Source organism: Paenibacillus cellulosilyticus, assembly GCF_003182255.1.
Classification (GTDB): Bacteria; Bacillota; Bacilli; order Paenibacillales; family Paenibacillaceae; genus Paenibacillus_T; species Paenibacillus_T cellulosilyticus.
Genome location: NZ_QGTQ01000003.1, coordinates 197,532 through 223,121, shown reverse-complemented (window position 1 = coordinate 223,121; position 25,590 = coordinate 197,532). Strand labels below are relative to the sequence as shown.

Here is a 25,590-nt window from a genome sequence, read left to right as displayed (position 1 = left end):
ATCGCTATTCATTGAGATGTATCACTACGCTCGACAACTGGACGTGCCTTTTTGAGATTAAGCATTATGATCTCGTTCTCCCCGCGCCGCAGGAACAACGCAAGGCAATCAACCTTCTTAAGCTTGTACTGCCGAACGTATCCACCACGCTGCGTCGCCCATCGCTCCGCTAGCGCCCTATCTGTCGTGTAGCTGATCCAATCCGTTTCATTCGGTCGGTGAGCACGGTACACTGTGATCGTCGCCGACAGCTGTTTGAATGCTTCCCACTCGCTCGGCTTCATGATGCTTGTATTCCGATTCTTCCTGCTGGCTCGGAACAACTTGCGCCAGAGGTTCAAGTCCGAGAATCCCGAATAGCTGACCCAGAGTGTGCTGAGGGTGAACCAATACCAGTAATCGCCGAGCTGATGTTGCAGCTTACTGAACTCAACTACGGCCTGTGGCGTTTGCTCGTAACGCATAAGACGATCAAGGGCCCGACGCTCTGCTTCGGTGCTACCTTTCCAGTCTGGGCTTATGTCGTTTGTATTGATCACTGTGGATCACCTTTCCCCAGAATGATGACGCGCTCTCCAACTTGACTGCCTTGCACCAGGAAACCAACCACCTCAGCCGAACCGCTCTGCATATGAATGATTTCCGAACCCTTCTGCTGTATCGCCACGGCCAGCTTCCTCAGCATATGCGGAGTTACTTTGACGATCTGGGACCCGCCGTCTTTGATCATTGCCGTTATGTTGATGTGCATTACTATAGCTTCTTCCCGCCATGCCGCTGCGGTCGAGTTGCATTGTAAGCCATCTTCTCAGTAATAGCTGTTTCAAGATCAATGCCGTACTGCCCGCATGCGTCGAACACGCGGATAACGATGTCGGCCAACTCGGAAGGGATGCCACAAGGTTTACCAAGCTCGTCGCCAAGTTCGCGATCAGTAGTCTCTTCGATAAAACCTTCAGGCGTTTCGTACTCATACCAAACTTCCGAAAAATCTTTCTTGTTCCGATGATCTTCCAGTGCTTCTGACGCTTCGCTATGGATCAGGGCGATAGTTTCACCGAAGCTACGGTCCTCTTCCCACCAGCCTTTTGAAACTGCATTTTCATGCGCTGCCTTAACGAGTTCATTGATTCTCATATAAATCGCTCCTTTTTTTCAATATGTTGTATCAGTTGATAGGCTTAGAATTAATCGTCATACCCATATGCCTCATCAACATAATCGTGATCTGCTATGATTGTGGCGCCAGTTGCGTAGAGCTGGAACAAGAATTTATCAAAACCATAGAATCCATTAAGAATCTGTTTATTTGTAAGTTCTTTACCACCTATATTCAAAGTGTTGAGACGACCAACATTTTTGTTCTTTTCATCACGCGAGATATAGAATGTATATTTACAGCCGTATTTACTTTCATTTCCCTCTGGATCGAAGTAAACGTGGATACCAAGGCTGAAACTATCATCGTAATGGAAGCTAATAGATTCGCCGTCCTTCTCATGATCTTCGTTTTCCTCACTTTTCATTTTTTCGATAATCTCCGAAAGCTTCCATTCCTTTTTTTCCAGAGGCGAGAACATCTTTGTTAGTTCTCTTTTTACACGTTCAACCCCCTCTGTCTGAATCTGATCATCAAGGATTTCTTGAGCTGCATTAAGAAGAAGTACATTGTAGCCAGCCAGGTTTAGTTTGTTCATATCAACATTCAGGTTTTCTTTAACGTGAGTTTCGAGTGATGTTTTGAATTCACTACGGTATCCACCAATTAGGTCATCAACAACTGAACTGACTGTTTTCTCAAGGGCTTTTTTAACCACATTTTCCACATAACCAGTTTCCGTTAATTCAGCTAATGCATTGTTCACCAATTTATTAAGGTCCATTGTCATTTTCGACATCTCCTATTTCTTTATTTTTGATATTCATTCAGGTACATAACCCTTATTTTGCATCCCATTAGAATGAATCGAAAACGCCGACTCACTTACTGCCACAAGGCATTTCAGACATTCTCCGAGCAGCTAACGGGCAATCATACATTAGACTAGCTGCAACTCGAGCTGATGCTCGCTGCCATATGAAATTTCCTTGCATAACTCGGGGAGATTCGCCTGGACGAGATACTTGGCGAATGGAGGCGGTACCGAGTTACCGCAGCGTGCAACCTGTGCCGATTTGGGATAGCTCTTTCCGTCTGCATCGCGATCTATGATATACTCCTTCGGGAATCCCTGTGCGGCGAAGAGTTCGTGTGGCTCCAGCATCCTCATACCAATGTCAACTATCACGTAATCTTGTCCATGTATCGTGACTAGGCCGAAGCGATCCTTTGTCGGTATCGTATGCAGCGGATCCGTCAGCTCCTGTCCTTCTCCAGTACCGTAATACTTCATCAGGAAAGCCCGAACTTCACCAAAATGTAACCCACCTGCTGTAATTGTCTGAATAGGTTCGGTGACTGGTTGTCCAATATTCGTTCCCTTCATCTTCACTAGGTGACTTGTAACTAGTGAAGTCTTGCCGCCACCGCCTGCCGTTATTGTCCCAACCGGCTGCTCCACGTCACTGCCGATAGACTCACCGAAGTGTCGAGCGAGATGAGCTGCCACAAGGCTGTAACGATTTGATGTATCTAATGTCAGAATTGGCTTATCCAATACCTGACCGCGAGCATCATGACTTGCTGTCTCGCTATGATATTGAGCAAGAAATGCAGCGACAAGTGAATGATGGTCTTTAGTAGTCACAGTCGGCAGTGGATCTAATACATCTGCACCTGGGCCGTTATAATTACCACCGTAGTTTTTTGCAAGAAAAGGCGTAACAAGCAAATGCTCTGCTTTCGTGGTGATCGTTGTTAAGGGTTTATCCATCTCATATGAGAGACGGTCACCCCCGAATCCGGTTTGTCCGATTCTTGCGACGTATGGTGTTACAACACCCCAACCGTTTTTCGCTGTAATTGTCTGTAAAGGCTCACTAATCTGCTGTCCACGGAATGCCTCACCCTGATGATTGACCTTAATAACAAACGGGTCAGAATTGTTGATTACGAATTTATGAATCCCCCGTGCGATCCGGCGCATTGTATTCTCAGCTAATGGCTTCCTTCGTTCAAATATGCTCATGCACTCAAGTGACCAATCGATGACATCAGCTGCCGGCACCCAAGGCTTCAACTTTTTTTGTTTCACCTCTATGCTGTTCGGATCACCATGTGTTGGCTTCGGCCAAATGATCGGACGTCCATCACAGCGAGCAATGAGGAAGAATCGCTTTCGAATCGTTGGAGCTCCGTAATCACATGCACGCAGCTCCCGATAGTCGACATCATACCCTTGACGTTTCAAAGCATTGATAAACGCTTGGAACGTTCGCCCCTTCTTGTCTGGATCGGGCATTCCGTCCTTTAACAGCGGTCCCCACGTTTTGAATTCCTCTACATTCTCCAACATAATCACTCGTGGCCGCACAGTCGCCGCCCATCGAACCGCCACCCAAGCTAGTCCACGAATACCTTTCTCCCGTGGCTTGCCACCTTTGGCTTTTGAGAAATGCTTGCAATCTGGAGATAGCCAACACAGCGCTACCGGCTGACCTTTCGTTACTTCACGCGGATCAACATCCCATACAGACTCGCAATAGTGTTCCGTATCGGGATGGTTTGCTTTATGCATCGCTATAGCAGCCGGATCGTGATTTATTGCTACGTCCACACTACGCCCGATGGCAAGTTCAATGCCGGTACTAGCCCCACCACCGCCGGCGAAGTTATCGACGACCATCTCTCGCATTAATTGCCTCATTGATAAGTCCTCCTTTTCATTCACTTAACATCTCCTGCTCATTCTTCTTAGGTAGATAGAAAGTAAACTCGACTCCGCTTCCCTCCAGTCGTGCTGTTCTGGAGTATTTAGAGATACTATACTTTTCAAAGTCTTGTATCTCCCAGTTGGTACCCGCCTGAATCTTTTGCATTAGCTCAATAGCTGTCTCTTCCGATTTGATGTGAGCATTTTTTGGTGTAGAGAACCAGTAATCAGAACGATCAACATGAACCGATATACGCACATCTGCATCAACCCCGTATAGTTCCCTAACAAGCTGCCGAATCCAGTGCGTAGCATATGCAATGGGGCTATATTTCTTTGTGGATCTTGGTAAGGGAGTAGCAGCGCGTTTCTTCTTGGACGTAAATATGGAAATACGCTCTTTCCCCCGACCACCCCCACTTTGTGCTGACCAAACGGAATACTCTTCGAGGTGCTGGGTACCGTCATAGTGGTTGTAATGGATTTCCCACTCCATAACCTCCGATATCATATCCTTCAAGGCTAATTTGGCTAGCCGTTCAGGGAATGTCCAACCGTGAATGCGTACTGACACTTCGGCTTCAATACCTAGTTCACGCTTCATTGTTTCTTTCAAACTGAATATCGCACCCGCTACAGATCGGGTAGAAGGAACGGTAGGGGTAGCGGTCCCCTTACGTTTATTAGTTCTGACCATCACACACACTCCTACCTGTTATATCTCGTCGAGCGTGACCCGTTTCTTTCCGGTTTCCTTTATCGGCTCCAAATCATCGAGAGAGACTTGCTTCCTCCCCGATGCTGACATCTTCTGATCAAACACGCTATCGAACCCACCAAGTGCCGAGAGAGATTGGAGAGCATTGCTTTCTCGCTCCTCCTTACGTTTCTTCTCTTCTTCATACTTCATCATGAGCGATTCAAGCAGCGAGTCCGGCAGCTTCGGAGATACGGACAGCCCGATCAGGTATGAATGAGTCGTGATCGAATTGGTCTGTATGACCGCCGAGTGAAGTACGCTCGGCTTCCCGAGAAACTTGTTCGCCAATGGTTTCACCTGGTCTATAATGACTGGGGAAACACTCTTGCCCTTGCCTGTAATTAAGGCGATTCCTCCGGCAATACTGTTTCTGACATTAAGGGAAGCCAGTACCTCATTCTTACCGAATAGTGATTCGATTTCGTGCTCTAAGCTGATCTCGTCAGTAAAACTGAACTCCCGTTCGTTAACGGTGATCCAGCCTGGTGTGCTCCATATCTCCATTAGCTCAGCCGAGTCAAGCGATACCTGACCGCCAAGCAGCGGCAGCGTCATGATTTCAAAGAACGTCTTCGCCACGGTTATATTGCTATAATCAAGTGCGGAGAACGATCGGTTATGGTATTTAAGCCGATTCTCTTTTTCGTAATAATTACGGATGAGCTCGTTATCTATGAGCATTACCGATCCGATTTGCTTCCTGGCAATGAGTTCTTGCAGGTACTTCAGCCCAGATAATGCATTCTTCCAAACGTCCGGGTTCGATTCGTCACGCGACGGGAGCGATGCAATAAATACTACGGTTCTCGACTTACCAGCCATCTCTCGAACCTTCACGATCCACTCGGCAGCTGTTGGGATGGACCCGTTTCCCTGTCCTCCTCCAAGTGCGACCGGAATTACAACAAGATCAGCATCTTGGGTCTCTATGGCAATCTTCTTGAACTCTTTCATATTCTTTTGTGCGATGGCATGTCCGACCGCTGCATTCTTGGCTGTCCCCTCTATCTTGCCGCGATCGGGATCAACTAGGACAATCTTTCGATCGATCCAGTCATGCTCCATCATATCCACCGTTGCTGAGTTGACCATCCATATATCCCAGCCGAAACGAGCAAGCTCCGCACCCTTGCGTCCACCGCCCTGTCCGAGCGTTACGATGTTTATATCCGGCATATTGCTGAGACGCTGCTCAACCTCCGTTCCCAATGCGAACGGGGCTATTGCCGAACGGATCGCTCCAAGGTCCATTTCTCTAAAGCTCGACTTAATCATTCTGCTCGGTTCCTCCCCTCGCACTCATGAACGCTACGAACTGTTCGTCGTTGAGCTTCACGAAGCCGCTTTTATCCATGCCTATATCATTGATAAGGTATAAAGCCAATTGCTTTCCCCTGATTGTTGGGAAATATGGGTTACTGGAGCCACGCTCGTCCCTGTAGATGAACCGTGTTGCCTCTAAGATTAAAAATGAATTGTCATACCGCCGCCGTTTCGTTGACCAATCAGGCAGGTATGTCTTTTTAAAGCCGTTCCGCTCTCGAAATTTCCAAACTTGCTGAAATACATGCAGAACATCCGGGTCTTTAAGGTTTGTGGCTAGGAGCTCAAGTGTTTGGGAACCATATTCCAAATCATCAAATGGATTCATGCCGCATTCCTTTCTTGTGGTTCTTATGGAACCACTAGTGGTTCTTATAGAACCATTAATGCCAACTTAATCGATAATGGCGAATGTACCACCAGCTCGCATCGATATCTGCTATAAGGCGGCGAAACATAGTGCTTCCTCCTGTCGGCGTTGACGATTTCTCCGCTTCAGCTCAGCAGCTGCCGCAACCCTGTATTCGATCGGTGCTTCTGGATCACGGTTGGCGATAAAGTCTAGCTCATCCCGCGATGCCACTGTCCAGTTCATCACAGCGCCAACTCCATCTGGCCACCGACTACATCATCGACGTATTTGTATTCGTCAGGCAGGCTCTGCAGCGGCCCACGGTCCATAATGCTGCCGCCTGAGCTGTGCCACGTATAAGAGGCATTGCAATACTGTGATACGACGAATGCTCGTAATACACCATTCAGAATCGCAGCGAATCGGTTATCTGTCGTTATAGCGACAACCTCGATGCTAACTCGACAGTTCTGAATAGCCCGCTGAATCATCACGAATTGCTTCTCGTATTCTGGCAATCTAGCTTCCCTCCTAATCGAAACAGTAATAGCCGCAGCCGATCCGAAAGACATCTTCCTCAGTCGCTTTGCAAATAATGAATGTTTGCTCAGCAATGGTTACCATTGTTTCTTCACCTGGCTTCAGATGCTTCAATGCCTTCAACGTCGCTAACAGTTGCCTTGCTTGCGCCGCTTCCCTTTCTTCTTCGTGGTTTACCTTTGTCTTTCTGACTTTCAATGTATTTCCGAATCTCAAAGTACTCTTCTCCCCATATGCCGCCTGTTCTCGGCTGTATTCTATGCTGTCTACTCCGGTCAATGATAAGTAGCGCTACTTCATCGGGATCTCGTTTAAGCTGTTCGGCAATGTCGAATATCCCGACGCCTGCTTTCCATAGCTCATGGAATTTGCGGACTTCGACCTCGTCCCAGGCGAAATTCATATCTTCACAGGCTAGGTAGATTTTTTGCCGACTAGCAAGCATATCAGGCTCCCTTTCGAACGGTCCGCGTTGTTCCTTTTACTCGATTGAGAAGAAGCAGCTCCTGCGGTGTGTCGCTCAGCACAAGCCAGTTATCAGGATGCAGCTTGTATGCGCTCATAAGCTCCTTCTGCTTCCTTGTGGGCCGTTTCCCTTGCTTCATGTGGTTCCCTCCTCTGGAAGATCAATCCATAAGATTCTATTCAAACTCACCTGGATGCCCTTCTAGCCCAAACTCTTCAAGCCCTAGGCGTAACCACTCGTTGAAATCCAGATCGTACAGATCGTAATCGTCTATGTACGCTTTCACGTTATACCGCCCCCCTACATTCCAGATAGCCGGTAATTAAGCTCTTGTCCGCCTTGCAGCGTGACTCTGTAGGTTTTGGACATTTCATAAATCCGACTTCCTATGCCCTCGTCGATCTCGCACATATCGCTAACTGTCCGCTCGGAGCTGATCAATAAAGGCTTATGCTGAAGATAACGGTAGTTGATAATTGCAAATAGCTGCTCTATCTGGAACGGTGTAACCTCTTTGCGCCCTTTAAACAAATCATCGATATAGAGCACTTCAGCCTGTTGTAACCTGTATACTTTCTCAGCAACCGCGTCTAGGTCACTCTTCAGATCGTTGAAACCCTCAACCCATGGAAAGTATGCAACGCCTACGCCAGAGCTCAGAAGTTTATTAGCAATCGCCATGAGCAAATGTGTCTTGCCACACCCAGGACGTCCTAGAAGAGCTATACTGTTCTGCCGGCTACTGCGAATCTCTCTGAATACATTGGCGTACTCTCGTGCCGCCTCAAACGCGTCTACTACAACCTGCGGTCTACCAACATGATTGAAGTTTCCAAACCGTTTCTGGCGGAACTCGTCAGTTATGTGGCTCGACCTCATGAGCCTTTCAACTCGTCTGATAGATTTGCACTCGCAAATTCTCCAATATTCCCGGTCGTCATCATCTTTGACGATATAGCCTTCTTCGTCTTTGCATATTGCACACTTGTATTCAGGCTCTGCGACTCCAACCTGGCTTGTCGAGGTGAGCATACTCGCTCTGGCCCGAATGGCCTCCAGATCGAACCCCTTGAGTGAATTCCCTAGGCTTTGCATTAGCTGCACCTCCCTGATCCTTTAGAGCAAATATCCCTTGCCACCCGTTCAGAATGGATTGCTCCAGTATGGATATTTTTTCTTTATCATCTTTCCCAAGCTTGTCCAGATTAGAAAGCAACAACGACACCGCTCTGTCTGTCATAGGCTTTCTGATTTTCATACGAAATTCGATAAATGAATTAAGAGAGCTGAGCAAAACAGGATTTGAAGTGTAAGCTTCAAATGCGGTCTTATCTTTTATTTCTTTTTCTTTTATTTCTTTTACTTTACTTTTATTTCTTTTACTTTCCTTTCCTTGCATTGCAATTGCATTGCTAACGTCATGCATTTGCATGTTATCGTCGGGAAATTCAGTATTGGTGCGGTCTTTATCCCACCGTTTTTTTGCAGCAGCCGATCTTTTTTCACTCGTCGTCGTTTTTTTCTCCATTCGGCGAAGCAACGATTCACTCCAAAAAAACCGACCATCTGATGCAAAAAGGTTAAACTCATTAATGCAATCTTCTACAAATTGTCTTGCTTCTTCTGCATTGCATTGCAATTCGGATGCATATGCATTCCAAATGTATTTCCCTTGCATAGATAATTTGTGCTCGTTTGCATCTCGCATCATTTCTATTAGCACCCAAAACCATGCGTACCCTAACATTTTGTATACGCTGCGCATTTGCCCAATGTCTGGGTCATGACGCGCGTTACTGTCGTGCGAGAAATAATAGGCTTCCTTAGCCATCATTCCCCCTCCCCATTCATCCCCTTATGGGAGCCATAATGCCTTTTATTCGTGCATCCGTGACGCTGACGGCGTCCTGCGTAAGTCTGCTAAACGCCACCAGTACATCACCTTTACAGTTTGCGTAATCACGGGATATTGTGTTCCCAGCACAGAAAGCAAGCGCTGCCAATAGCTCTTCAGGGTTGAAAGTACTTTCTCGTCTTAGCTGCAGGCAGAAGTCCAGCAGCGCGGTCTCTGTGTCAACACAACCGTCTCTAGCCATTCCCTCTCCCCCATGTTGTCTTAATTTGCTTCTTGATACCCCATTTGCTGATGCATAGCTAATGTTTCTAATTTCTGTGCTGTCTCTGACAATGTCTTTCTAGCCTCTAGAAACGTCAATCCAGATTCAGCAAGTAGAGCAATGATTCTATCTTGAAGCTCTTTCTTTGAAATACTCATACTTATCCCTCCTGTGAAGTTGTCAATGAGCTTGATGCACCTTACCTGCATCGTCGGCGCTCGATCCAGCCGATCGGCTCTTCGAGCTGCCGACGACAAAGGTAAATCTCAACCTTCGTCGCCTTGCTTATTTGATTCGTTTTATTTTCGCAGGCAAGGAAATCTCCTGATCTTTCAAATGTTTGCAATAGGTTTGTCCGCAATAAGGGCATGCTGGCTCTTCTGTAACGCCTCCGTCGATCGCATACACGTCCTCGCAGACCTCACAACGATAGAAGGCCATCACGTATACTTGTTTTCTCATGACGATTTCCTCCATTGCTGATTATGTCGATTCGTGTTATAATTTCTGTAAGCGGTATTACCTAAAGTCCAGTTCGCAGCTGGGCTTTTTTCTTTTTTTACGACCACTGTCCGAATCTCGAACATATTAAGAAACCCTCCGACGATCACTGCCAGAAACGATAGCGTCCCGATCGCCTGCCACCACCATGTGTGGATCATTCAATCACTCCTATATTCAATTGTAATAAATCCCTACGTACCGAGGTGTACCAATACAGGGGCTATTTGTACCAATTTGGTACACTCAAGCCTTTAAGCCGTTCCTGTCGGGCTTAAAATCCGATCAATCATGGAAATACCATCTGCTCCATACAAGTAAGCTACGATAACTTCTCGTGCATTTGTTACATCTGCCCATTCCTTGATCGTATCCAAATCCGGTTGTCTACGGTTGTTTTCATATCTACAAATGCATGCCTGCGAACGATTCATTAGATCAGCAAGTTCCCCTTGGCTTAGACCGGCTCGTTCTCTGCAGGCAGTCAACAATGAGCCTAGTGCGCGTTCCAACCCCCATCCCTCCTTTCCTTTTTACCAAATTGGTAAAATTGCATAGGGTATTGGTAAACCAAAGGTCGATATTCTGTTGTAAAATTAAGCCATACCGTTGTTCCCCTTGTACGTTAACCTCGTAATGCCACTACTGTTATCTCCATCCATTGCCCAGTTGCCGATCCCCCGGCAGCTGGGCATCCTTCTAGGTTTGGAACCCAACCCATTGTCTCCATCGCGTTTCTCCTACAATGCAGTTGCTTCAACTGCTTCAGCTTCCTTCGCTTCCATCCACTTCTCAAGTGTTTCAACGCGGAAGAATATCCGAGTCCGAACGCGGATCGCTGGGATTTCCTTGCGTCTCACCATGTCGTATATTAGCCAGCTGGATACTCCGATAAAATCGGCAGCTTCGTGAACGTTCAATGTTTGGCGCTTCATCTATCTCTTCCTTTCTCTTCCGAAGGATGATTATTAGTTAGCACCTGATTCACAATTTCTTTGATTTGTTCAAGTGCCTGTATTGTATTGGAGACCTCTTTAGCGAATGCTCTTCCTTCAAAGCTAATGTACTCTGCAATAACGATTAAATTATCTGGTTGTGGACTAGCTGCCGCTACTAAAAAGGATTCAAACGACTTTAAACTGTCTTTCATGCGAGTTCCTCCTATGACACATAGAATAATGACTTTTGGTCATTAATTTCTTCATAAAAAAGCCATTCAACTGAAACATTAAAGTGCTTGGCTATTGATATCTTGAATTTTTTACTGGGCTCTTTTCGACCAGCTTCAATATGAGCAATCATACTTTGTGAGAGACCTACTGCTTCTGCTAGCTGCTCTTGAGTAAGATTATTGCTATCTCGAAGAGCAATCATTCGGTCGTTTTTCAATTACACCACCACCTTTTATGACTATAAGTCATTAACTATGACTTGATTTTATATGACCGTTAGTCATGTTGTCAACAAGTAATTATACCAGTTAGTCATAATTCTTTATTATGACCAATAGTAATAATATGATGAGTACATAAGGAGGGTTGTCTGAATGCCAACCTTTGGTGAGAGGCTAAAAAAACTACGTGATCGAAAAGGAATATCGCAACAAGAACTGGCGGATCGATTTAACTTAAGTCAAAGCACGATTGCCTATTATGAGTCAGATAAGAAACAGCCCAGTCAAAACACGCTTCAAAAACTTGCTGATTTTTATGAAACATCGGTAGACTTCTTGCTTGGCAGAACACAAAATGAATTAGTAACTAAATATTTAGAATTACAAAGTGAAGCCAATACAGGTAGAGGAATTAAAGAACAGGGAGCAGATTACGAAACAGATGTTGGTCGTGCTTTTTTTGGAGGGTCAGACAAATACTCCGAGGAAGAGTTGGAGATAGCTCGTGCTGCAGCTGAAGCAGCGATAAAAGCCTTCCGCAAAGTAAAGAATCAAGATAAATAAGTTTCTTACCCCTCTGGGGTTTTCTTTTCAACATAAACTAGAACACACGTTCGTTTTCGGAGGGCATCATGAGCACATTTGACATTTCCTTATATAGAGAAAATGATTTAGAACGCTGGATCAGTAAGAAGTACCAAGCAGCCGGGATATTTAATGCAACTGATCTGGGGATCGATCGAGTTGCTCCTATATACGAAGTTGAGGTTAAAATCTATGAAGGGCCATCCTTTGCACAATGGCATGAGGGAGAATATTGCTTTATGTTTCTTAATAATCAAATGCCACTTAAAAAGATGCGTGAGCACTTTTTCCACGAACTCTGTCACCCTGTTCGACATGTCGGACTACAAAACGACCCCTGTATGTCCCCTCTATTCCGTCAACTACAGGAAACACAAGCAGAAGCGTTTCAACTGTATGCATCCATGCCTGCATACTTACTTGAAGAATTTACACCCTATGCAACTCAATCTAACTTTCTTAGAATATTGACAGAATCATTCCTGTTACCATACAAGCTTGTCGAACGTCGAATCACACAAATGCTTCATCGAATAAATCACACACGAAGTGCAGCCCAATTGCAGAGAGCATCTTGGTCTCCTCCCGAGCTAACTTCTTTTAAACAAACTAATGTGGACGATCGGACTGTTATAGTTTTACAAGATGACCGGCCTTCTTCCCTGCTTATTAGAGTACATCAGTATGATTGGGATTCAACTCTTTATATAAGTACCCTCAGCAGATATCAACAAACTTCAGCGGATCTGCAGGGACTAGATGCACTCTCATTTCAGGTTCCTGCTTCAGCGTACGTACTGCACCCCTCAGATCCCAATTTGATTGGTGTGCGAATGGCCGTCGTGATGAAATTTCTAGATGATATGAAGTTGCCCTTTCCTGCTCATGATATTGATTACTTACAAATACGAATTGTAGATATCGAATATGCACTGCAAAGAACCGTTAGATTACAGTACGACTGGTGATTTCACATCAGTACACAATCAATCAGGAGGTGCTAAACATTGCCTAATAAACGAAGAAGAGGAGAAAATTCTTGGCTGCTTACAGCCGAACTTGGGTATGATGCCAAAGGGAATCGCATTAGGAAAACCAAGACCATTCGAGTTAAAGATCCCGCACTCTTACGAGCCCCTAAACGACTAGAAGAATATCTAAATACCGAACTAACTAAGTTTCAAATATCGGTTGAAACTGGTGTATACATCACGCCAGGTAAAATGAGCTTCGCGAGTTTTATTGAAGAATGGAAGAAAAATTTCGTCCTGGTTGAGCTCGAAGAGAAAACGATCGATAGTTATTTATTCCATACAAATGCAAGAATCTCACCTCACTTCGGTCATATGCAAATGGACAATATCAATACAATGCATATTTTGGCATTCATGGACTCTTTACGTAAGCCACATGCCCGGTTGGACGGGAAGGGACCACTAAAGTCTGCGTCACTTGTCTATAATTATCGCGTGCTTAAAAGCATATTTTCGAAGGCTGAGGAATGGAAAGTAATTACGGATAATCCGATGGTCGGAGTTAAAAAGCCGAAGGAAGACGATATCAAGCAGATGGAAGTTTATAATGAGGAAGAAATCAAACTGCTATTCGATGCATTAGAATATGAATCCGCTCAAATAAGGGCGCTCATAACGCTTGCGTTTACTACAGGGATGCGCCGAGCTGAAATAGCCGGTCTAGAATGGTCCAGGATAAACTTTGAAGCCAAGCACTTATATATTGATGACACAATTCCTAAATTCAAGGACGGAGAGCCGTTACGAAAACCTCCAAAGAATAAGAAGTCGCGAAGAATAGCGCTATCCGAAACATTAATTACCGAACTTCAGGCACTTCAGGAGTTGCGTGCTGATGAGTTAAGTGAGCTAGATGACCAATGGGAAGGCGGTAAATACTCGTATGTATTTTGCCATCCTGATGGTAAACCTTATTCACCCGGTTGGTTTACTAAGAAGTGGATTGACTTTCATCGAAGATACAATTTGAAACCTATACGTCTGCATGATTTGAGACATACATCAGCATCATGGATGATATACAAGAAGATACACTCAGAAGCAATTGCCAAGCGCCTTGGGCATTCCAATATAAAAATGCTCGAGATCTACGGACATATTTTTGAGAGCGTGGATCAGGCAGCTGCGTCTGTATTCGACGATATTTAAAAGTGATCGCTGTCCACCCGATTGTCGACCGATTGTCGACCAAATTCGCAAAAGCCCACTCTTTTCGACTACTTTGAGCACTACTGCTGACTTACAAAACCCAATAACGACGCGGCATCCACATCTGTACCATAAGTATTCGTTCTCCTCTCCCATGAAAGACCCTCGCTGAAAAGCGGGGGTCGATTTTTTTATATTAATCTGAAAAGCCCCGCCATTAAATGACGGGGTCTGCTCAATCTCTCCTGCTTATTACATCCGTCCACCCAAAGATTGTTCAGCCATCTGAACAAGTCTTCTCGTAATATTGCCACCAATCGTACCAGCGTCACGAGTTATTAAGTTTCCATTGTAACCATCAGGCGTAAAAGCGATTCCATATTCCTGTGCAATCTCCACTTTCATTTTGCTCAGCGCCGCTTTAGCTCCTGGAACAACCAGTTGATTGTTTCTAGCCATATATGTCAACTCCTTAGAAGTATTCTTACGGTAATAATTTGTGGTATGAGTTGGATATATATGCATTCGTTTCAGAATTATTTTACGAATATAACATGATACAATTGTATATCACCAATGATATACGGAGGTGTAGCATTGTGTTTGTTGAACCAATGTTACTAGAAAAAATCGAACGTCCTTTTGACGACGAACGATATTTATTTGAACCCAAGATAGATGGACATCGCTTGCTGTTGTCATTGAATAAGGGTAAGGTGACGCTTTACACGAGGCATAGCCATGAGGTCACAAGACAATATCCAGAACTACATAACGTGCCTGTGATTAAGGACTGTGACGTTATCCTAGATGGTGAAGTAGCGAGGATGGACGAAGAGGGTTGGTTCGACTTCGAGTTAATCATGGAGCGATTCAGAGCATCTAAATCAACCAAAATCCGTGAGTATGCTCAGTCTAAGCCAGTTCATTATTACGTATTCGACATCCTATACTATAACGGTGAGGATGTTCGATCTAAACCATTGTGGGAACGAAAACTGCTGTTACAGAAGATAATGCAGCCTAACGCATACTACAGCCTTATGTTAAATGTTGAAGCACACGGGAAGGCTCTGTTTGATCTTATGAAACAAAGAAACCTTGGAGGCATCGTTGCGAAGAAACGGGATTCAAAGTATGTAGGGGAGCGAAGCTCTGATTGGCTAAAAATTATTAACTATACTTACGTCAATGTTGAACTGACTGGTTACCGTAAAAACCAGTTTGGTTGGCTTGCACAGTATCAAGGTAAAACAGTTGGCGTGATTGAGTTTGCTGTACCTTCAATGGCTCGCAAGGCATTCTATAGCATAGCCCAACAGATTAAGTGTGCTGAGGATCGAGACTTTGTATACATTCAGCCTCCTCTAAAAGCTCAGGTACGAACCCGAAATTGGACTAAAAATGGCATGCTTCGTACGCCAGAGTTCGTTGATTTTGTCGTTTGAATTCCTTCATACGGCATATAAAGCACTCTCCTTGCGAGGGTGCTTTCTTTATGAAAATAAAAAAAAGAAACCTTGCGAACCGCGCAAAGTTTCCCGCACTTTATCATAACCTATCATTTATACATGAGCAGTCGCCGCTGCGCTTCCGACTCGCGTTGCCTCCGGCACTTCGATCAATCGACCGCTTCTCACGTCATAGATATAACCATAAATCGGAATCTCGTGCGGTACCAGCGGATGATTACGAATACGTTCAACGTCGTCTACAACGCTCTGTTCCAAGTTATTAAATGTCAGAAATTCGATGTAACGAGCCGCTCTGGAGCCTGGTCCTTGCCCTACATCTTTCCACCCCTGCTCCGTCAATTGCGCAGTTTCAAGGCTGTTCTCGAGCAGGCCGCGAATCGTTTCGTTCGTGAATGTTTCCATGCCGCAGTCCGTATGATGGATGACGAACCACTCTTTCGTTCCAAGGAGTTTATAAGAGATAACAAGAGAGCGAATTGCATCATCGCTGGCACGTCCACCTGCATTGCGGATCACATGAGCGTCACCTTCGGCTAACCCTGCAAACTTCGCTGGATCCAATCTAGCGTCCATGCATGTGAGAACGGCAAATCGTCGAGCTGGCGGAATCGTCAATGCAGACTTCTCGCCGAAAGATTCGGCATACGTTTCATTTGCAGCCAATACCTCTTTCAATACATCGCTCACACTTCTCATCCTCCTAATTATATTATTCCAATATAATTACTATGAATTATAGTAGTAGAAATAACTGGAACTGTCAACATCATTTGTTTCACTTCAGTAATATTTTGGAACGAGCTGCAACCTTATGGGTAAGGTTTCGTCTTTATTGTTGACTAAGTCAGATAACCTACATAAAGGAGCATAGTTATGCGATTCACGAACACAATTATCGTACTATTAGCATTGTTTTCATTAAACGTAACGGGATGTACATCAAAGACAGCAACTGATACTAACGAAACGCCAACGCCAGCCATCTCTAAGACCAATCAAGGTGAACCTGGAGAGAAGGAAGTTGAACAAACGGATCAAACAGAAACTGCAACCGTCAGTCGAATCACGGAATGCGGTACGGTTCAAGTCGGGCAAGACGACCAGTTGCAGCCATTGCCTTTGCGTTGTATCCAAGGTCAATATGCCTTCGATGATGATCCCGAGCATCCACGATCGCTCGTTCCAGCGCAGCCTTTGGCTGACATCGATTACGCAATTCCATCTGACTTGAAAGATAAGTTGGCCGTTTATTGGATGAATCAAGGATACGGGATTAACGGTGTTCTTCTGCTTGCGCCCAAAGAATGGATCGTTCAATCAGCAGATGTTGGTGCAAACGGCTCGACAAGTATTCAGCTTGTGGACCCGGAGGATGACAAGCAGTTCGTCCAATATTTTGACAACGGGGGCTGTCAGGGCTGCTTGATCGGCAATATCGGCTCTTACTTCCCATCGCTTAAACAATGGGCAGACGAACAGGGCTTCCCTGCACAGGACATGCCTGAGATTACGGAGAGATCGTTGATCTCGCCTAATCTGATTGCTTTCAAGAAGAATTCCGCTTCGGACGATTATGAATGGCTCGGCTTGGCCTTCCAGGAGCACGGAGAGAGCAGCGGAGTATTCCGTGTAGAAGAGGCACAGCTGAAGTCAGCAAGTCATATGGCCGAAACGATCACGGGACTGTTCGGAGCATTGCAGGAGCCTTCGGATGAGAAGTAGTAGACGTGAATAGATAACCGGACAATGTGACAGTACAAAAAAAGGCCAACCAGCGATTGCTGGTTGGCTTTTTGTGAGAGGCGTTTATCCTCATTTAGAAGAACAAAATCCCCGCACTTCCTACAAGGATCCTCCCTTGCCATTCCTAGTCATGATATAATTGATATTTTCTTAATATAATCGTTTCGGAGGAACCAAAGGATATGGACTTCATTGCCATAGATTTTGAAACTGCCAATTCAAATCGCTCAAGCGCTTGTTCCATCGGTCTTGTTGAGGTTCAAGGTGGTAAAATTGTTAATAAGATTCACTGGCTAATCAATCCCTTACAACCGTTTGATGCCGTCAATATCGGTATTCATGGCATAACGCCTGCAATGGTCAGAGACATGCCAAGCTTCGTGGAATTATGGCCGCGCATTCGAGAAAAGATTGAAGGAAAACCAATCGTTGCTCATAACGCGTCCTTTGACATGAGTGTCTTACGTTACTGTTTAGACAACGGCTATATCGAATACCCGAATTTGGAATATTACTGTACGTATCAGCTTAGCAAGAGGCTAACCCCGGATCTGCCATCTTATCGGCTCAATGACTTAGCGGAAATCAATAACATACCCTTGAATCACCATAATGCCCTTGATGATGCCAATGCATGTGCCTTGCTTCTGATGAAATTATTATCCATGCATCATGCCGATAGTCCAAGAACGCTATCCTCATCTTTCGGATTTAAAATCGGAAAGCTGTATAATGGCGGTTATACTCCGTTCTCAGCGCCATCGGCCAAAAAAGCCAAGAAAACTGTCTCTTCAGAATCTGCCCCGGCACCACGTCATTCGGGAACTCACCTTATACGTGGCCAAAAAATAGGTATCTCCAACCCGAACAATCGTCTTCTAGTAGAGGTCGAATGGAATTTGCTAAACCCTGACATGGATATTGATGCTTCTTCATTCTTACTCCATCTGAATGGGACATGCGAACAGGACGGCGACTGCATTTTCTATGGAAATCCTGATCATCGCAGTGGGTCAGTTGTTTATACCAAAATCAATACGAATAAGGCGCACTTTCAAATTGATTTCAACCGAATGGATCTGCATGTCCAACGGTTAGCATTCGCACTGTCGATCTATGAGGATGAGGAACGGAATCATTGTTTCGATCAAGTATCTGAAATCATGATTCGTTTGATCCATCCATCAGCACATCAAGAAATCGCTTATTTCAATTTTGGAGAAGAACTGACCAAACAAACCGCTATCATAATAGGTGAACTATACCGCTATCAATCGGAATGGAAATTCAATCCGATTGGACAAGGCTACTTTGGCGGGTTACATGCACTTTGCCTTGATTATGGGCTGGAAGTTGAGCATACGCTGCCCGAAGTTGCTGCAGGTAATCACGGACGAGAAAACCGATAAAGCGGCGCCAGTACCTTTTTATACGCCTATATCTCCACCCACACGCAACCACTCCATCATCCGCTCGAACACTTCTAGATGTTGACCTCTTGTGGGCTGCAGATGATGGAGTGAATCCGACACTCGCTCGAGCATTAGTTCTCGTACTTCTGCCTCTATAAAAAAACCACCCGCTCCGGCAAGATCTATCCAATCAGTCCATTAATGAACCGTTATATAACCTCGCCAAACAAGAAGCAGCTAGGCTTACTTCCCAGATCGAAGACAGAAGCTTCACACTGCTAGAGCTTGCCGAGGAACATCTACTCCTGTTGATGAGCCGTTTATCGAAGCGCTAATCAACAAGTGAGTACTTTCCCGAATGGAATAAACATTTAGCTCCGATTCAAAAAAAAAGCCGCGACCACTGCACCAGCCAGTGCAACGATCGCAGCCTCCTTATTCCGTTAGCATGTCATTATCATTCCTTCGTTGCATTACTTAATAAACACAGGCTCAAGAATAGCAGCATCTGCCGTTTCACTGCCGTCATTCGATAGTTTGAAGCTAATGCTGCTAATATAGCGAAGCGGTATGTTAATCGTCTGTGTGCGTGTCAATTTACTAACCGTATACGTCTTATATTTGATCAATTTGCCACTGTCATCGGTCAAGTTGACTTCGAGCTGTACAGGCTTGGAAGGAATCTTACCCAGATCGCTTTTGCCCAAATACAATGTCCCTTGAAATCTACGATATTTCTCGTCGATCTTAAGTGTAAATTCACTTTGCGATTTCGTTTTATTGAGAAGCGTGCCCAGTTCGGTTTTCATGTAATTTCGATACGTCGCACCTGATTGACTATTGATCAGCACCGCGCCATTGAACACAACATCCGCCAAGGCGCCCGTCGTATTAACTTGTTCGACCGCAATGACATTAGAATTTGGCGTAAAATCGTTGAATCGAATCGGGTAATAGGCTGCGCCTGCCGCGTTCAAAAAGACCGTATCGCCGCTCCGGCTTGGCTGATATCCAAGCTCCGGCAGAAGCGTGCTCGGGAAGTATGTAACACCATTATCCTTTCCATCGTTCGTACTATCGATATAGATCGGCTTATTCGTTGTTGTAATCGTCTTCTTCACACCATCTACGTAGACCGTATTCACACGATTATAATCCACACTGATTTTCACCGCCGCATAAGCTGACGCTGTACCAAAGATCAAACCGCCTGCAAGAAAACCGATAATAAACTTCTTCATAATTTCATCTCCCCCACGAAATGATGATTGAACTCGTCTACCCTGTTGCAACCGTTATCGATATACTATGCCTGCTCAATCTGACTATGCAGCTAAAAGTTATCCTACTTTATTTCCTGCTGCGTACGAACCAGCCGCCAGAGCACCACGAGTTTCTCTGCCTATACCTTTCGTTATCCTCAGGAAAATAAAGGGGGTGATCATACATTAAGTTGCTCAAAAAGAAAATACTTACTTTCGGCACGAATGGAGCGAATTTCTGCGATATGTACGATTATCTTCGCCATGGGCCCCTCCCATTTGAATCTTCCTAACACAATCCCCTACAATAGAAGCGTACAATTCCATTACGCACGGCAAAGAAAGGATGGTTCAATTGCTGACATTCGAACAGAAGCTCCATAACTACGCAGACATCATTGTAAAGATCGGGGCGAACATTCAACCTGGACAATCGCTTATGCTGAACGCGACGATTGAATCGCCGGAGCTGGCGCGGCTTGTAGTGAAGAAGGCGTATGAGGCTGGCGCCTACCAGGTGAAGGTCGTCTGGATGGATGACGTTGTCTCCCGCATTCGATACGATCTCGCCCCAGAGCAATCATTCCTTGAAGTTCCGACTTGGTCCGCTGGTGAGAAGCTGGAGATGGCTGAAAAAGGTGCCGCAGCCGTCACGATCAGCTCCGCCGACCCTGATTTACTGAAAGGCGTACCGCAAGAGCGCATTCGGAATGCCGACCGTGTGCTGCGGCAATCGAACGAGAAGTACCGCCAGCTGTCGCAGGCGTTCAAGTTCAGCTGGTCGCTGGCAACCGTACCTTCCGCTGCATGGGCAGCCAAGGTATTTCCGAATCTGCCACAGGAAGAGCAGGTTCCCGCACTGTGGGATGCGATCTTCAAAATGGTGCGTGCCGATCAGCCAGATCCAATCGCTGCGTGGGAGGCACATATCCTACAGCTGCGTTCGAAAGCAACTTATTTGACTGAGAAGCAGTATAAGCAGCTTCACTATACAGCGCCAGGTACCGATCTCACGATCGAGATGCCGGCTGATCATGTATGGCTCGGCGGCAGCAAAGCGAACGGCCAAGGCGTCTGGTTCGTGCCGAACCTGCCAACGGAAGAGGTTTACTCTGCCCCGCTTCGTACTGGCGTTAACGGCACCGTATCCAGCACGAAGCCGCTTAGCTACAATGGCAACATCATCGACCGCTTCTCTTTCACATTCGAGAATGGTCGTGCCGTAAGTGCAACAGCCGAGCAAGGCGAGGAAGCGCTGCAAGGGCTGCTTGAAACCGATGAAGGTGCCAAGTATCTCGGTGAGATTGCGCTTGTACCCCATCGTTCACCGATCTCGGAGTCGAATATTTTGTTCTATAAGACACTGTTCGATGAGAATGCCTCCTGCCATTTGGCCGTAGGAAGCGCTTATGCATCCTGCGTCAAAGGTGGCGCTGACTTATCCCAGGAACAGCTGCTGGAACGCGGACTCAACCGAAGCATGGCTCACACCGACTTTATGGTCGGATCAGCTGAACTGAACATATACGGCGTTACCCACGATGGTACCAAAGAGCCTATTCTTATAAACGGAAATTGGGCGTTTTAACTCGATATTCCAGTTCTGTTTACGGAATACCGCAAAACGATTTTCGTTGCCCCTTTATCGCCATATCTGTTATGTTCTACCTAATTGCTGTTAGGTACGACTTTACATAATCGAACCTTCGCAGCTACGAAACGGGGGTTTGTTATGAATTGAATGGCAGCACAAGGGAGCAACGATTCGCTCGCATATTCGTCGTCCTATCCGTTGTCATTACCTCCTTGCTGTTAGCCGTGTTCTGGTGGCTGGCTTCAAACGGCGGTAGCGGCGGAAACTAATGGACGACGGATTAGCGATTCTGCTTCCCATCAACTTGCGATACAAGCGCAACCACAAAGCTCTTCTGCTAGTCGGAGTTCATCTCCGCTAGTCGGAAGAGCTTTTTTCTTTCCCCTTTTCTTCTTTCAGCGCATGTTCAGCCAAGGCTCATAACCAATTCAGAAGACGGTGCGACAATGACGTTACCTCAAACGCCTTTACAATTTGCTAATGAAAGAAGGAACTCACATTGAAGAAATGGAGCCGCGCTCGAAAAATATGGGTTGGCACCTCACTAGTGCTCGTCCTTACCGTCGGTACAGTTGTCTACAAGCTGGCCGATCGATATCTGATTGAACACGTGGAAGCAGTCGTTACAACAACGGCATCAACCTCCACAGTCGAATCCGCTCACGCGACCTACGATGACTGGAATTACAGCAGCGACAACGAGACGATCAACATCAAGAAGGTCCAGACCGGCTCTGGCAGCGATATGATTACCTACTTCGTTGCCGATGTCACGCTGAAGAACGGCGCTACTATTCAAACTGCGCTAGCTGACAATAAGTTCGGCCGCAACATTACGGAGAACACCTCCACGATTGCAGAGAGCAGCAATGCGGTGCTCGCGATTAATGGTGATTACTACGGGTTCCGAGACGATGGTGTCATTATTCGGAACGGGACGCTCTACCGGGATGAGCCTGCTCGTGACGGCTTAGCCCTGTTCCAGGACGGGACTATGAAGAGCTATGACGAAACAGAAGTTTCTTCTGCTGATCTGATTGCTCAAGGCGTTACGAATACTTTCTCCTTCGGTCCAATTCTGGTGCAAGACGGTGAAGTTGCGAGTGACTTCGAGCATGTCGAGATCGACACAAACTTCGGCAATCGTTCGATTCAAAATGCGAATCCGAGAACCGGTATCGGCATCATTGATGCTAACCATTATGTGCTCGTCGTTGTTGATGGCCGCTCCCAGAACTACAGCCGCGGTATGACACTGACTGAATTCGCAGATCTGTTCAAGGATCTTGGCGCAACGGACGCTTACAATCTCGATGGCGGCGGCTCGTCCACGATGTATTTCATGGGCAAAGTCATTAACAACCCTCAGGGTAAAGGCCAAGAGCGCGGCGTCAGCGACATCATCTATGTCGGTGCATAAATCAGACACCTAGAATCCATGTAAGGAGGAGATAACATGACGGTACTCATTCCATCCTACGAGCCGGACGCACGGCTGATCGGTCTTATCCATCAGCTCATCGAAGTCGATACCCCTCATATTGTCATCGTCGATGACGGCAGCGGGGACGATTATCGATCAATCTTTGCAACAGCGAAGCAGCTTGGCTGCACCGTGCTAACCCATGAACACAATATGGGCAAAGGCCGTGCGCTCAAAACCGGCTTTCAATATATTAAGAAATTAGGCAGACGCGATGGCGTAATTTGCGCAGACAGCGACGGCCAGCATCTACCCGCGGACATTATGCGCATTGCGGATGCCGTGGACAAGCTGCCGCACCATATCGTGCTGGGCAGCCGACAATTCACAGGCGAGGTGCCGCTGCGGAGCCGATTCGGCAATACTGCAACGCGCAAAATTTATAAGTTCACCACCGGCTCTGCCATTCATGATACGCAGACGGGTCTGCGCGGATTTTCCAACGATATGCTCGACTGGCTCTGCTCCATTCCCGGCGACAGGTTCGAATATGAGATGAACATGCTGCTGAAGGCTCGCTCAGCGGGCTATCGCCTGAAGGAGATCCCGATCGAAACCGTCTATTTGGAAGAAAATAAATCGTCCCATTTTCGTCCATTGGCCGATTCGATCGCCGTCTATCTGCCTATATTAAAGTTCAGCGGCGCCTCGCTGCTAAGTGCAGCGATCGATTATGGCATGCTGCTGCTCATTCATTTGCTAACAACGAACCTGCTGCTCGCAGTCGTCGGCGCAAGAGTGTGCAGCTCCCTTGTCAATTACACGATGAACCGTCGATTCGTATTCACAGATGAAGGACAGTCGCAGGTTCGGCGCTCGATGCCGAAATATTTTGCACTCGTGCTGCTCATCCTGACATTGAATTACGGACTTATGTACGGCTTAAACGAGGTTGCTCACATTCCACTTCTCATCTCCAAACTGATTACCGAAGGTGTACTGTTCCTGTTCAGCTACTGGACGCAGCGCAAGTTCGTCTATCATGAAACAACAAATAAGAAGCCTGCCGACTGTTAAGTCTGCAGGCTTTATTCTTGACTCTCCTTCGTCAAGGGCTTAATATTTCTTATCCATTCCAGAATCGCTTTGAAATAAGGCTCATCTTTATAATGTGCGGTATAGATTTCTTCAAACCCGCTGATGTCGGCGCCCAGCTGTTCCTCGACAATTCGCTTATACCAAGGCAGCACCGTAGTTGCCAGCATCGTCCGCTTCTCCTTCAGCAGCGCCTCATCCGACAGTCCATAAGAACGATAATGATCTAATATGCTCAAATACCCATCGATAAAAAACTTACCGAAGTTGTAGCCAGTCGGCTTGTTGCCTGCATACCCAAACATAGCCTTATTGACAACTGCAAAATGCGGATTATACCGCAGCGCCTCCAACTGCAAATAAATGTGATTGAAGCCGGAGCCGATAAACTTCGTCTTATCCTCAACTTGGCGATAGGCTTCGCGCTGAATCATAACGGAGGAAATAAACCCTGAATGAAGCGAAGCTGTCTCAATGAATGTGCTCAGTCCTTCCATCCGATGGACCCGGCCATCGTCATTGAGCACATTCAAGAAAAAAACCGAGCAATCGCGATTCATCTGAATGAGATTCAGCATAGGCATAATCGTTAGATCAGTGAAGAAGTCATCGTCACCATGCAGCAGCACGTAGTCCCCACGCGCATCATCCAGCAGCTTGATAATATTCCGCTCCGCCCCGATATTCTCATCGTTGCGCCAGTAACGCAAATTCATATTCGGATAGACTTCAGCGAAAGCAGCAAGCACCTGCTGTGTCCCATCTGGCGACGCATTATCTGATACAACAACCTCGAATAACGAGCAGTCGCCGATCTGATGAACGATGGTTTGCAGACAACGATTCAGGTCGGCAGCTCGATTATAGGTCGGAATACAAATCGATAGTACCGGACGCTCCCGTCTCCTGCGCATCACCGCAGCAACGTCTTCCTTCGACTTCACTGCGATCCAATCCGCTGTGTCGGTGTCGAACATTTTGATCACTCGGGCTGGGCTGCCTACAGCAACGCAATAGTCGGGAATGTCCCGCGTCACGACACTGTTCCCCCCGATGACAGAACCTCTGCCAATCGTGAGCGGACCGCTAATGACGCAGTTTGCGCCGACCCATGTGCTTTCACCGATAATGGTTGCGCCTTCCGTCTCGGTGATGCCCTGCATGGAAATCGGAATTCCGATATGCCGATATTCATGCTGGGTATCCATGATGAACGAGTGAGGACCAATCATCGCAAACCGTTCGATTCGAATTCGATTCGCAGCTGATAGGAGGACGCTTTTATTGAACTGGCAATAGTCGCCGATGATTATTTTGGGCCGCTCACCTGTTACGTCGGTACAAATGTTAAACCATGCGCCCGTCCGTACGAATACATGGCTGCCAATGGCGATCTCCTTGCTGCCGTGCATGGCACAGCCCTCTTCAATGATCGTGTTCTCGCCCAGATGGTATAAACCTCGAACCGAGTCGACGGCAACGGATTCCTCGTCTGGATCATCGCCCTCTGCTCCAGACTGTTTGCGTTCCTCCTCGCTCATCCGACCGGCCTCA

33 protein-coding genes are annotated in these 25,590 nt (G+C 46.3%); 9 read left to right on the top strand and 24 right to left on the bottom strand.

What is annotated here, in order from left to right; all coding sequences use genetic code 11:
• Positions 1–8 precede the first annotated feature (8 nt).
• From DFQ01_RS06080 to DFQ01_RS05995, 20 genes are all read right to left on the bottom strand, one after another.
• A complete protein-coding gene (locus DFQ01_RS06080; protein ID WP_245946559.1) occupies positions 9–539 on the bottom strand; it encodes a hypothetical protein in 531 nt (176 codons plus the stop codon).
• Entirely contained in the window at positions 536–751 is a 216-nt protein-coding gene (locus tag DFQ01_RS06075) for a hypothetical protein (RefSeq protein WP_110042985.1), read from the bottom strand. Before DFQ01_RS06075 ends, DFQ01_RS06080 begins: the two co-directional genes overlap by 4 nt.
• 2 nt (positions 752–753) lie before the next feature.
• The gene (locus tag DFQ01_RS06070) at positions 754–1,137 is read right to left on the bottom strand and encodes a nucleoside triphosphate pyrophosphohydrolase family protein (RefSeq protein ID WP_110042984.1); all 384 of its coding nucleotides are present in this window, start codon (positions 1,135–1,137) and stop codon (positions 754–756) included.
• Positions 1,138–1,187: 50 nt separating this feature from the next.
• On the bottom strand, positions 1,188–1,889 hold the full coding sequence (locus DFQ01_RS06065) for a hypothetical protein (protein WP_110042983.1): 702 nt from the start codon (positions 1,887–1,889) through the stop codon (positions 1,188–1,190).
• A gap of 150 nt (positions 1,890–2,039) precedes the next feature.
• Positions 2,040–3,806, bottom strand: coding sequence for a DNA cytosine methyltransferase (locus tag DFQ01_RS06060; RefSeq protein WP_110042982.1), 1,767 nt, complete (start codon positions 3,804–3,806; stop codon positions 2,040–2,042).
• Positions 3,807–3,822: 16 nt separating this feature from the next.
• Complete coding sequence (locus DFQ01_RS06055; RefSeq protein WP_110042981.1) at positions 3,823–4,509, bottom strand: hypothetical protein; 687 nt, start codon at positions 4,507–4,509, stop codon at positions 3,823–3,825.
• Positions 4,510–4,527: 18 nt separating this feature from the next.
• Positions 4,528–5,847 carry an FtsZ/tubulin family protein gene (locus DFQ01_RS06050; protein ID WP_110042980.1) on the bottom strand — a complete coding sequence of 440 codons (1,320 nt, stop codon included), beginning with the start codon at positions 5,845–5,847 and terminating at the stop codon, positions 4,528–4,530.
• Positions 5,840–6,223, bottom strand: coding sequence for a hypothetical protein (locus DFQ01_RS06045; RefSeq protein WP_110042979.1), 384 nt, complete (start codon positions 6,221–6,223; stop codon positions 5,840–5,842). The genes DFQ01_RS06050 and DFQ01_RS06045 overlap by 8 nt, the downstream gene beginning before the upstream one ends.
• A gap of 111 nt (positions 6,224–6,334) precedes the next feature.
• On the bottom strand, positions 6,335–6,490 hold the full coding sequence (locus DFQ01_RS30995) for a hypothetical protein (RefSeq protein WP_181394737.1): 156 nt from the start codon (positions 6,488–6,490) through the stop codon (positions 6,335–6,337).
• Complete coding sequence (locus DFQ01_RS06040) at positions 6,490–6,765, bottom strand: hypothetical protein (protein WP_110042978.1); 276 nt, start codon at positions 6,763–6,765, stop codon at positions 6,490–6,492. Before DFQ01_RS06040 ends, DFQ01_RS30995 begins: the two co-directional genes overlap by 1 nt.
• A 113-nt stretch (positions 6,766–6,878) precedes the next feature.
• Positions 6,879–7,232: a hypothetical protein gene (locus DFQ01_RS06035; protein ID WP_110042977.1), complete on the bottom strand. Its 354-nt coding sequence runs from the start codon at positions 7,230–7,232 to the stop codon at positions 6,879–6,881.
• Between the two features lies 1 nt (position 7,233).
• Positions 7,234–7,392 carry a DUF6906 family protein gene (locus tag DFQ01_RS30990; protein ID WP_174812416.1) on the bottom strand — a complete coding sequence of 53 codons (159 nt, stop codon included), beginning with the start codon at positions 7,390–7,392 and terminating at the stop codon, positions 7,234–7,236.
• 161 nt (positions 7,393–7,553) lie between these two features.
• Complete coding sequence (locus tag DFQ01_RS06030) at positions 7,554–8,285, bottom strand: DnaA ATPase domain-containing protein (RefSeq protein ID WP_245946558.1); 732 nt, start codon at positions 8,283–8,285, stop codon at positions 7,554–7,556.
• Positions 8,245–9,087, bottom strand: coding sequence for a DUF4373 domain-containing protein (locus DFQ01_RS06025; protein ID WP_110042975.1), 843 nt, complete (start codon positions 9,085–9,087; stop codon positions 8,245–8,247). The genes DFQ01_RS06030 and DFQ01_RS06025 overlap by 41 nt, the downstream gene beginning before the upstream one ends.
• A gap of 282 nt (positions 9,088–9,369) precedes the next feature.
• Positions 9,370–9,528 (bottom strand): hypothetical protein, encoded by a 159-nt coding sequence (locus tag DFQ01_RS30985; protein ID WP_174812417.1) that lies wholly within the window; start codon positions 9,526–9,528, stop codon positions 9,370–9,372.
• A 127-nt stretch (positions 9,529–9,655) separates the two neighbouring features.
• A complete protein-coding gene (locus DFQ01_RS30980) occupies positions 9,656–9,832 on the bottom strand; it encodes a hypothetical protein (RefSeq protein ID WP_174812418.1) in 177 nt (58 codons plus the stop codon).
• Between the two features lie 293 nt (positions 9,833–10,125).
• Entirely contained in the window at positions 10,126–10,383 is a 258-nt protein-coding gene (locus DFQ01_RS06010; protein ID WP_110042972.1) for a helix-turn-helix domain-containing protein, read from the bottom strand.
• A gap of 228 nt (positions 10,384–10,611) precedes the next feature.
• The gene (locus DFQ01_RS06005) at positions 10,612–10,806 is read right to left on the bottom strand and encodes a helix-turn-helix domain-containing protein (protein ID WP_110042971.1); all 195 of its coding nucleotides are present in this window, start codon (positions 10,804–10,806) and stop codon (positions 10,612–10,614) included.
• A complete protein-coding gene (locus tag DFQ01_RS06000) occupies positions 10,803–11,021 on the bottom strand; it encodes a hypothetical protein (RefSeq protein ID WP_110042970.1) in 219 nt (72 codons plus the stop codon). Before DFQ01_RS06000 ends, DFQ01_RS06005 begins: the two co-directional genes overlap by 4 nt.
• An 11-nt stretch (positions 11,022–11,032) precedes the next feature.
• Positions 11,033–11,260 carry a helix-turn-helix transcriptional regulator gene (locus tag DFQ01_RS05995; RefSeq protein ID WP_219993691.1) on the bottom strand — a complete coding sequence of 76 codons (228 nt, stop codon included), beginning with the start codon at positions 11,258–11,260 and terminating at the stop codon, positions 11,033–11,035.
• A gap of 157 nt (positions 11,261–11,417) precedes the next feature.
• Between DFQ01_RS05995 and DFQ01_RS05990 the strand changes: the two genes are divergently transcribed.
• The 3 genes from DFQ01_RS05990 to DFQ01_RS05980 all read left to right on the top strand — a co-directional run bounded on the left by DFQ01_RS05990 (position 11,418) and on the right by DFQ01_RS05980 (position 14,032).
• Positions 11,418–11,828 (top strand): helix-turn-helix domain-containing protein, encoded by a 411-nt coding sequence (locus tag DFQ01_RS05990; RefSeq protein ID WP_110042969.1) that lies wholly within the window; start codon positions 11,418–11,420, stop codon positions 11,826–11,828.
• A gap of 68 nt (positions 11,829–11,896) precedes the next feature.
• Entirely contained in the window at positions 11,897–12,817 is a 921-nt protein-coding gene (locus DFQ01_RS05985) for an ImmA/IrrE family metallo-endopeptidase (protein WP_110042968.1), read from the top strand.
• Between the two features lie 39 nt (positions 12,818–12,856).
• Positions 12,857–14,032, top strand: a complete 1,176-nt coding sequence (locus DFQ01_RS05980; RefSeq protein WP_110042967.1) for a tyrosine-type recombinase/integrase — start codon at positions 12,857–12,859, stop codon at positions 14,030–14,032.
• A 252-nt stretch (positions 14,033–14,284) separates the two neighbouring features.
• On the opposite strand, the gene DFQ01_RS05975 is transcribed toward DFQ01_RS05980, so the two are convergent.
• A complete protein-coding gene (locus tag DFQ01_RS05975) occupies positions 14,285–14,491 on the bottom strand; it encodes an alpha/beta-type small acid-soluble spore protein (RefSeq protein ID WP_110042966.1) in 207 nt (68 codons plus the stop codon).
• Between the two features lie 140 nt (positions 14,492–14,631).
• Between DFQ01_RS05975 and DFQ01_RS05970 the strand changes: the two genes are divergently transcribed.
• On the top strand, positions 14,632–15,480 hold the full coding sequence (locus DFQ01_RS05970) for an ATP-dependent DNA ligase (RefSeq protein WP_110042965.1): 849 nt from the start codon (positions 14,632–14,634) through the stop codon (positions 15,478–15,480).
• A 117-nt stretch (positions 15,481–15,597) separates the two neighbouring features.
• On the opposite strand, the gene DFQ01_RS05965 is transcribed toward DFQ01_RS05970, so the two are convergent.
• Complete coding sequence (locus DFQ01_RS05965) at positions 15,598–16,194, bottom strand: beta-class carbonic anhydrase (protein WP_110042964.1); 597 nt, start codon at positions 16,192–16,194, stop codon at positions 15,598–15,600.
• Positions 16,195–16,380: 186 nt separating this feature from the next.
• Between DFQ01_RS05965 and DFQ01_RS05960 the strand changes: the two genes are divergently transcribed.
• Positions 16,381–17,229, top strand: coding sequence for a DUF4850 domain-containing protein (locus DFQ01_RS05960; protein ID WP_110042963.1), 849 nt, complete (start codon positions 16,381–16,383; stop codon positions 17,227–17,229).
• A 203-nt stretch (positions 17,230–17,432) separates the two neighbouring features.
• Positions 17,433–18,659: a TerD family protein gene (locus tag DFQ01_RS05955; RefSeq protein ID WP_110042962.1), complete on the top strand. Its 1,227-nt coding sequence runs from the start codon at positions 17,433–17,435 to the stop codon at positions 18,657–18,659.
• 476 nt (positions 18,660–19,135) lie between these two features.
• Here the strand turns inward: DFQ01_RS05955 and DFQ01_RS05950 are convergent, their stop codons facing one another.
• Entirely contained in the window at positions 19,136–19,903 is a 768-nt protein-coding gene (locus DFQ01_RS05950; protein WP_110042961.1) for a hypothetical protein, read from the bottom strand.
• A gap of 376 nt (positions 19,904–20,279) precedes the next feature.
• Between DFQ01_RS05950 and DFQ01_RS05945 the strand changes: the two genes are divergently transcribed.
• The 3 genes from DFQ01_RS05945 (at position 20,280) to DFQ01_RS05935 (ending at position 24,018) form a co-directional block, all read left to right on the top strand.
• Positions 20,280–21,512: an aminopeptidase gene (locus tag DFQ01_RS05945; RefSeq protein ID WP_110043273.1), complete on the top strand. Its 1,233-nt coding sequence runs from the start codon at positions 20,280–20,282 to the stop codon at positions 21,510–21,512.
• Positions 21,513–22,017: 505 nt separating this feature from the next.
• Positions 22,018–22,938: a phosphodiester glycosidase family protein gene (locus DFQ01_RS05940; protein ID WP_110042960.1), complete on the top strand. Its 921-nt coding sequence runs from the start codon at positions 22,018–22,020 to the stop codon at positions 22,936–22,938.
• Between the two features lie 36 nt (positions 22,939–22,974).
• Positions 22,975–24,018 carry a bifunctional glycosyltransferase family 2/GtrA family protein gene (locus DFQ01_RS05935; protein WP_110042959.1) on the top strand — a complete coding sequence of 348 codons (1,044 nt, stop codon included), beginning with the start codon at positions 22,975–22,977 and terminating at the stop codon, positions 24,016–24,018.
• Between the two features lie 11 nt (positions 24,019–24,029).
• Here DFQ01_RS05935 and DFQ01_RS05930 read toward each other — a convergent pair whose 3' ends face one another.
• Complete coding sequence (locus tag DFQ01_RS05930) at positions 24,030–25,577, bottom strand: glycosyltransferase (protein WP_110042958.1); 1,548 nt, start codon at positions 25,575–25,577, stop codon at positions 24,030–24,032.
• Positions 25,578–25,590: the final 13 nt, after the last annotated feature.

Coding starts and splice junctions, on each gene's coding strand:
- DFQ01_RS05930 (WP_110042958.1), bottom strand. CDS start 25,577: ATGAGCGAGGAGGAACGCAAACAGTCTGGAGCAGAGGGCGATGATCCA.
- DFQ01_RS06065 (WP_110042983.1), bottom strand. CDS start 1,889: ATGACAATGGACCTTAATAAATTGGTGAACAATGCATTAGCTGAATTA.
- DFQ01_RS06035 (WP_110042977.1), bottom strand. CDS start 7,232: ATGCTTGCTAGTCGGCAAAAAATCTACCTAGCCTGTGAAGATATGAAT.
- DFQ01_RS06055 (WP_110042981.1), bottom strand. CDS start 4,509: ATGGTCAGAACTAATAAACGTAAGGGGACCGCTACCCCTACCGTTCCT.
- DFQ01_RS05985 (WP_110042968.1), top strand. CDS start 11,897: ATGAGCACATTTGACATTTCCTTATATAGAGAAAATGATTTAGAACGC.
- DFQ01_RS30990 (WP_174812416.1), bottom strand. CDS start 7,392: ATGAAGCAAGGGAAACGGCCCACAAGGAAGCAGAAGGAGCTTATGAGC.
- DFQ01_RS05935 (WP_110042959.1), top strand. CDS start 22,975: ATGACGGTACTCATTCCATCCTACGAGCCGGACGCACGGCTGATCGGT.
- DFQ01_RS06030 (WP_245946558.1), bottom strand. CDS start 8,285: ATGCTCACCTCGACAAGCCAGGTTGGAGTCGCAGAGCCTGAATACAAG.
- DFQ01_RS05960 (WP_110042963.1), top strand. CDS start 16,381: ATGCGATTCACGAACACAATTATCGTACTATTAGCATTGTTTTCATTA.
- DFQ01_RS06070 (WP_110042984.1), bottom strand. CDS start 1,137: ATGAGAATCAATGAACTCGTTAAGGCAGCGCATGAAAATGCAGTTTCA.
- DFQ01_RS06060 (WP_110042982.1), bottom strand. CDS start 3,806: ATGAGGCAATTAATGCGAGAGATGGTCGTCGATAACTTCGCCGGCGGT.
- DFQ01_RS30985 (WP_174812417.1), bottom strand. CDS start 9,528: ATGAGTATTTCAAAGAAAGAGCTTCAAGATAGAATCATTGCTCTACTT.
- DFQ01_RS06075 (WP_110042985.1), bottom strand. CDS start 751: ATGCACATCAACATAACGGCAATGATCAAAGACGGCGGGTCCCAGATC.
- DFQ01_RS06000 (WP_110042970.1), bottom strand. CDS start 11,021: ATGAAAGACAGTTTAAAGTCGTTTGAATCCTTTTTAGTAGCGGCAGCT.
- DFQ01_RS06025 (WP_110042975.1), bottom strand. CDS start 9,087: ATGATGGCTAAGGAAGCCTATTATTTCTCGCACGACAGTAACGCGCGT.
- DFQ01_RS05990 (WP_110042969.1), top strand. CDS start 11,418: ATGCCAACCTTTGGTGAGAGGCTAAAAAAACTACGTGATCGAAAAGGA.
- DFQ01_RS06005 (WP_110042971.1), bottom strand. CDS start 10,806: ATGAAGCGCCAAACATTGAACGTTCACGAAGCTGCCGATTTTATCGGA.
- DFQ01_RS05975 (WP_110042966.1), bottom strand. CDS start 14,491: ATGGCTAGAAACAATCAACTGGTTGTTCCAGGAGCTAAAGCGGCGCTG.
- DFQ01_RS05955 (WP_110042962.1), top strand. CDS start 17,433: ATGGACTTCATTGCCATAGATTTTGAAACTGCCAATTCAAATCGCTCA.
- DFQ01_RS05950 (WP_110042961.1), bottom strand. CDS start 19,903: ATGAAGAAGTTTATTATCGGTTTTCTTGCAGGCGGTTTGATCTTTGGT.
- DFQ01_RS30980 (WP_174812418.1), bottom strand. CDS start 9,832: ATGAGAAAACAAGTATACGTGATGGCCTTCTATCGTTGTGAGGTCTGC.
- DFQ01_RS06050 (WP_110042980.1), bottom strand. CDS start 5,847: ATGATTAAGTCGAGCTTTAGAGAAATGGACCTTGGAGCGATCCGTTCG.
- DFQ01_RS06045 (WP_110042979.1), bottom strand. CDS start 6,223: ATGAATCCATTTGATGATTTGGAATATGGTTCCCAAACACTTGAGCTC.
- DFQ01_RS30995 (WP_181394737.1), bottom strand. CDS start 6,490: ATGAACTGGACAGTGGCATCGCGGGATGAGCTAGACTTTATCGCCAAC.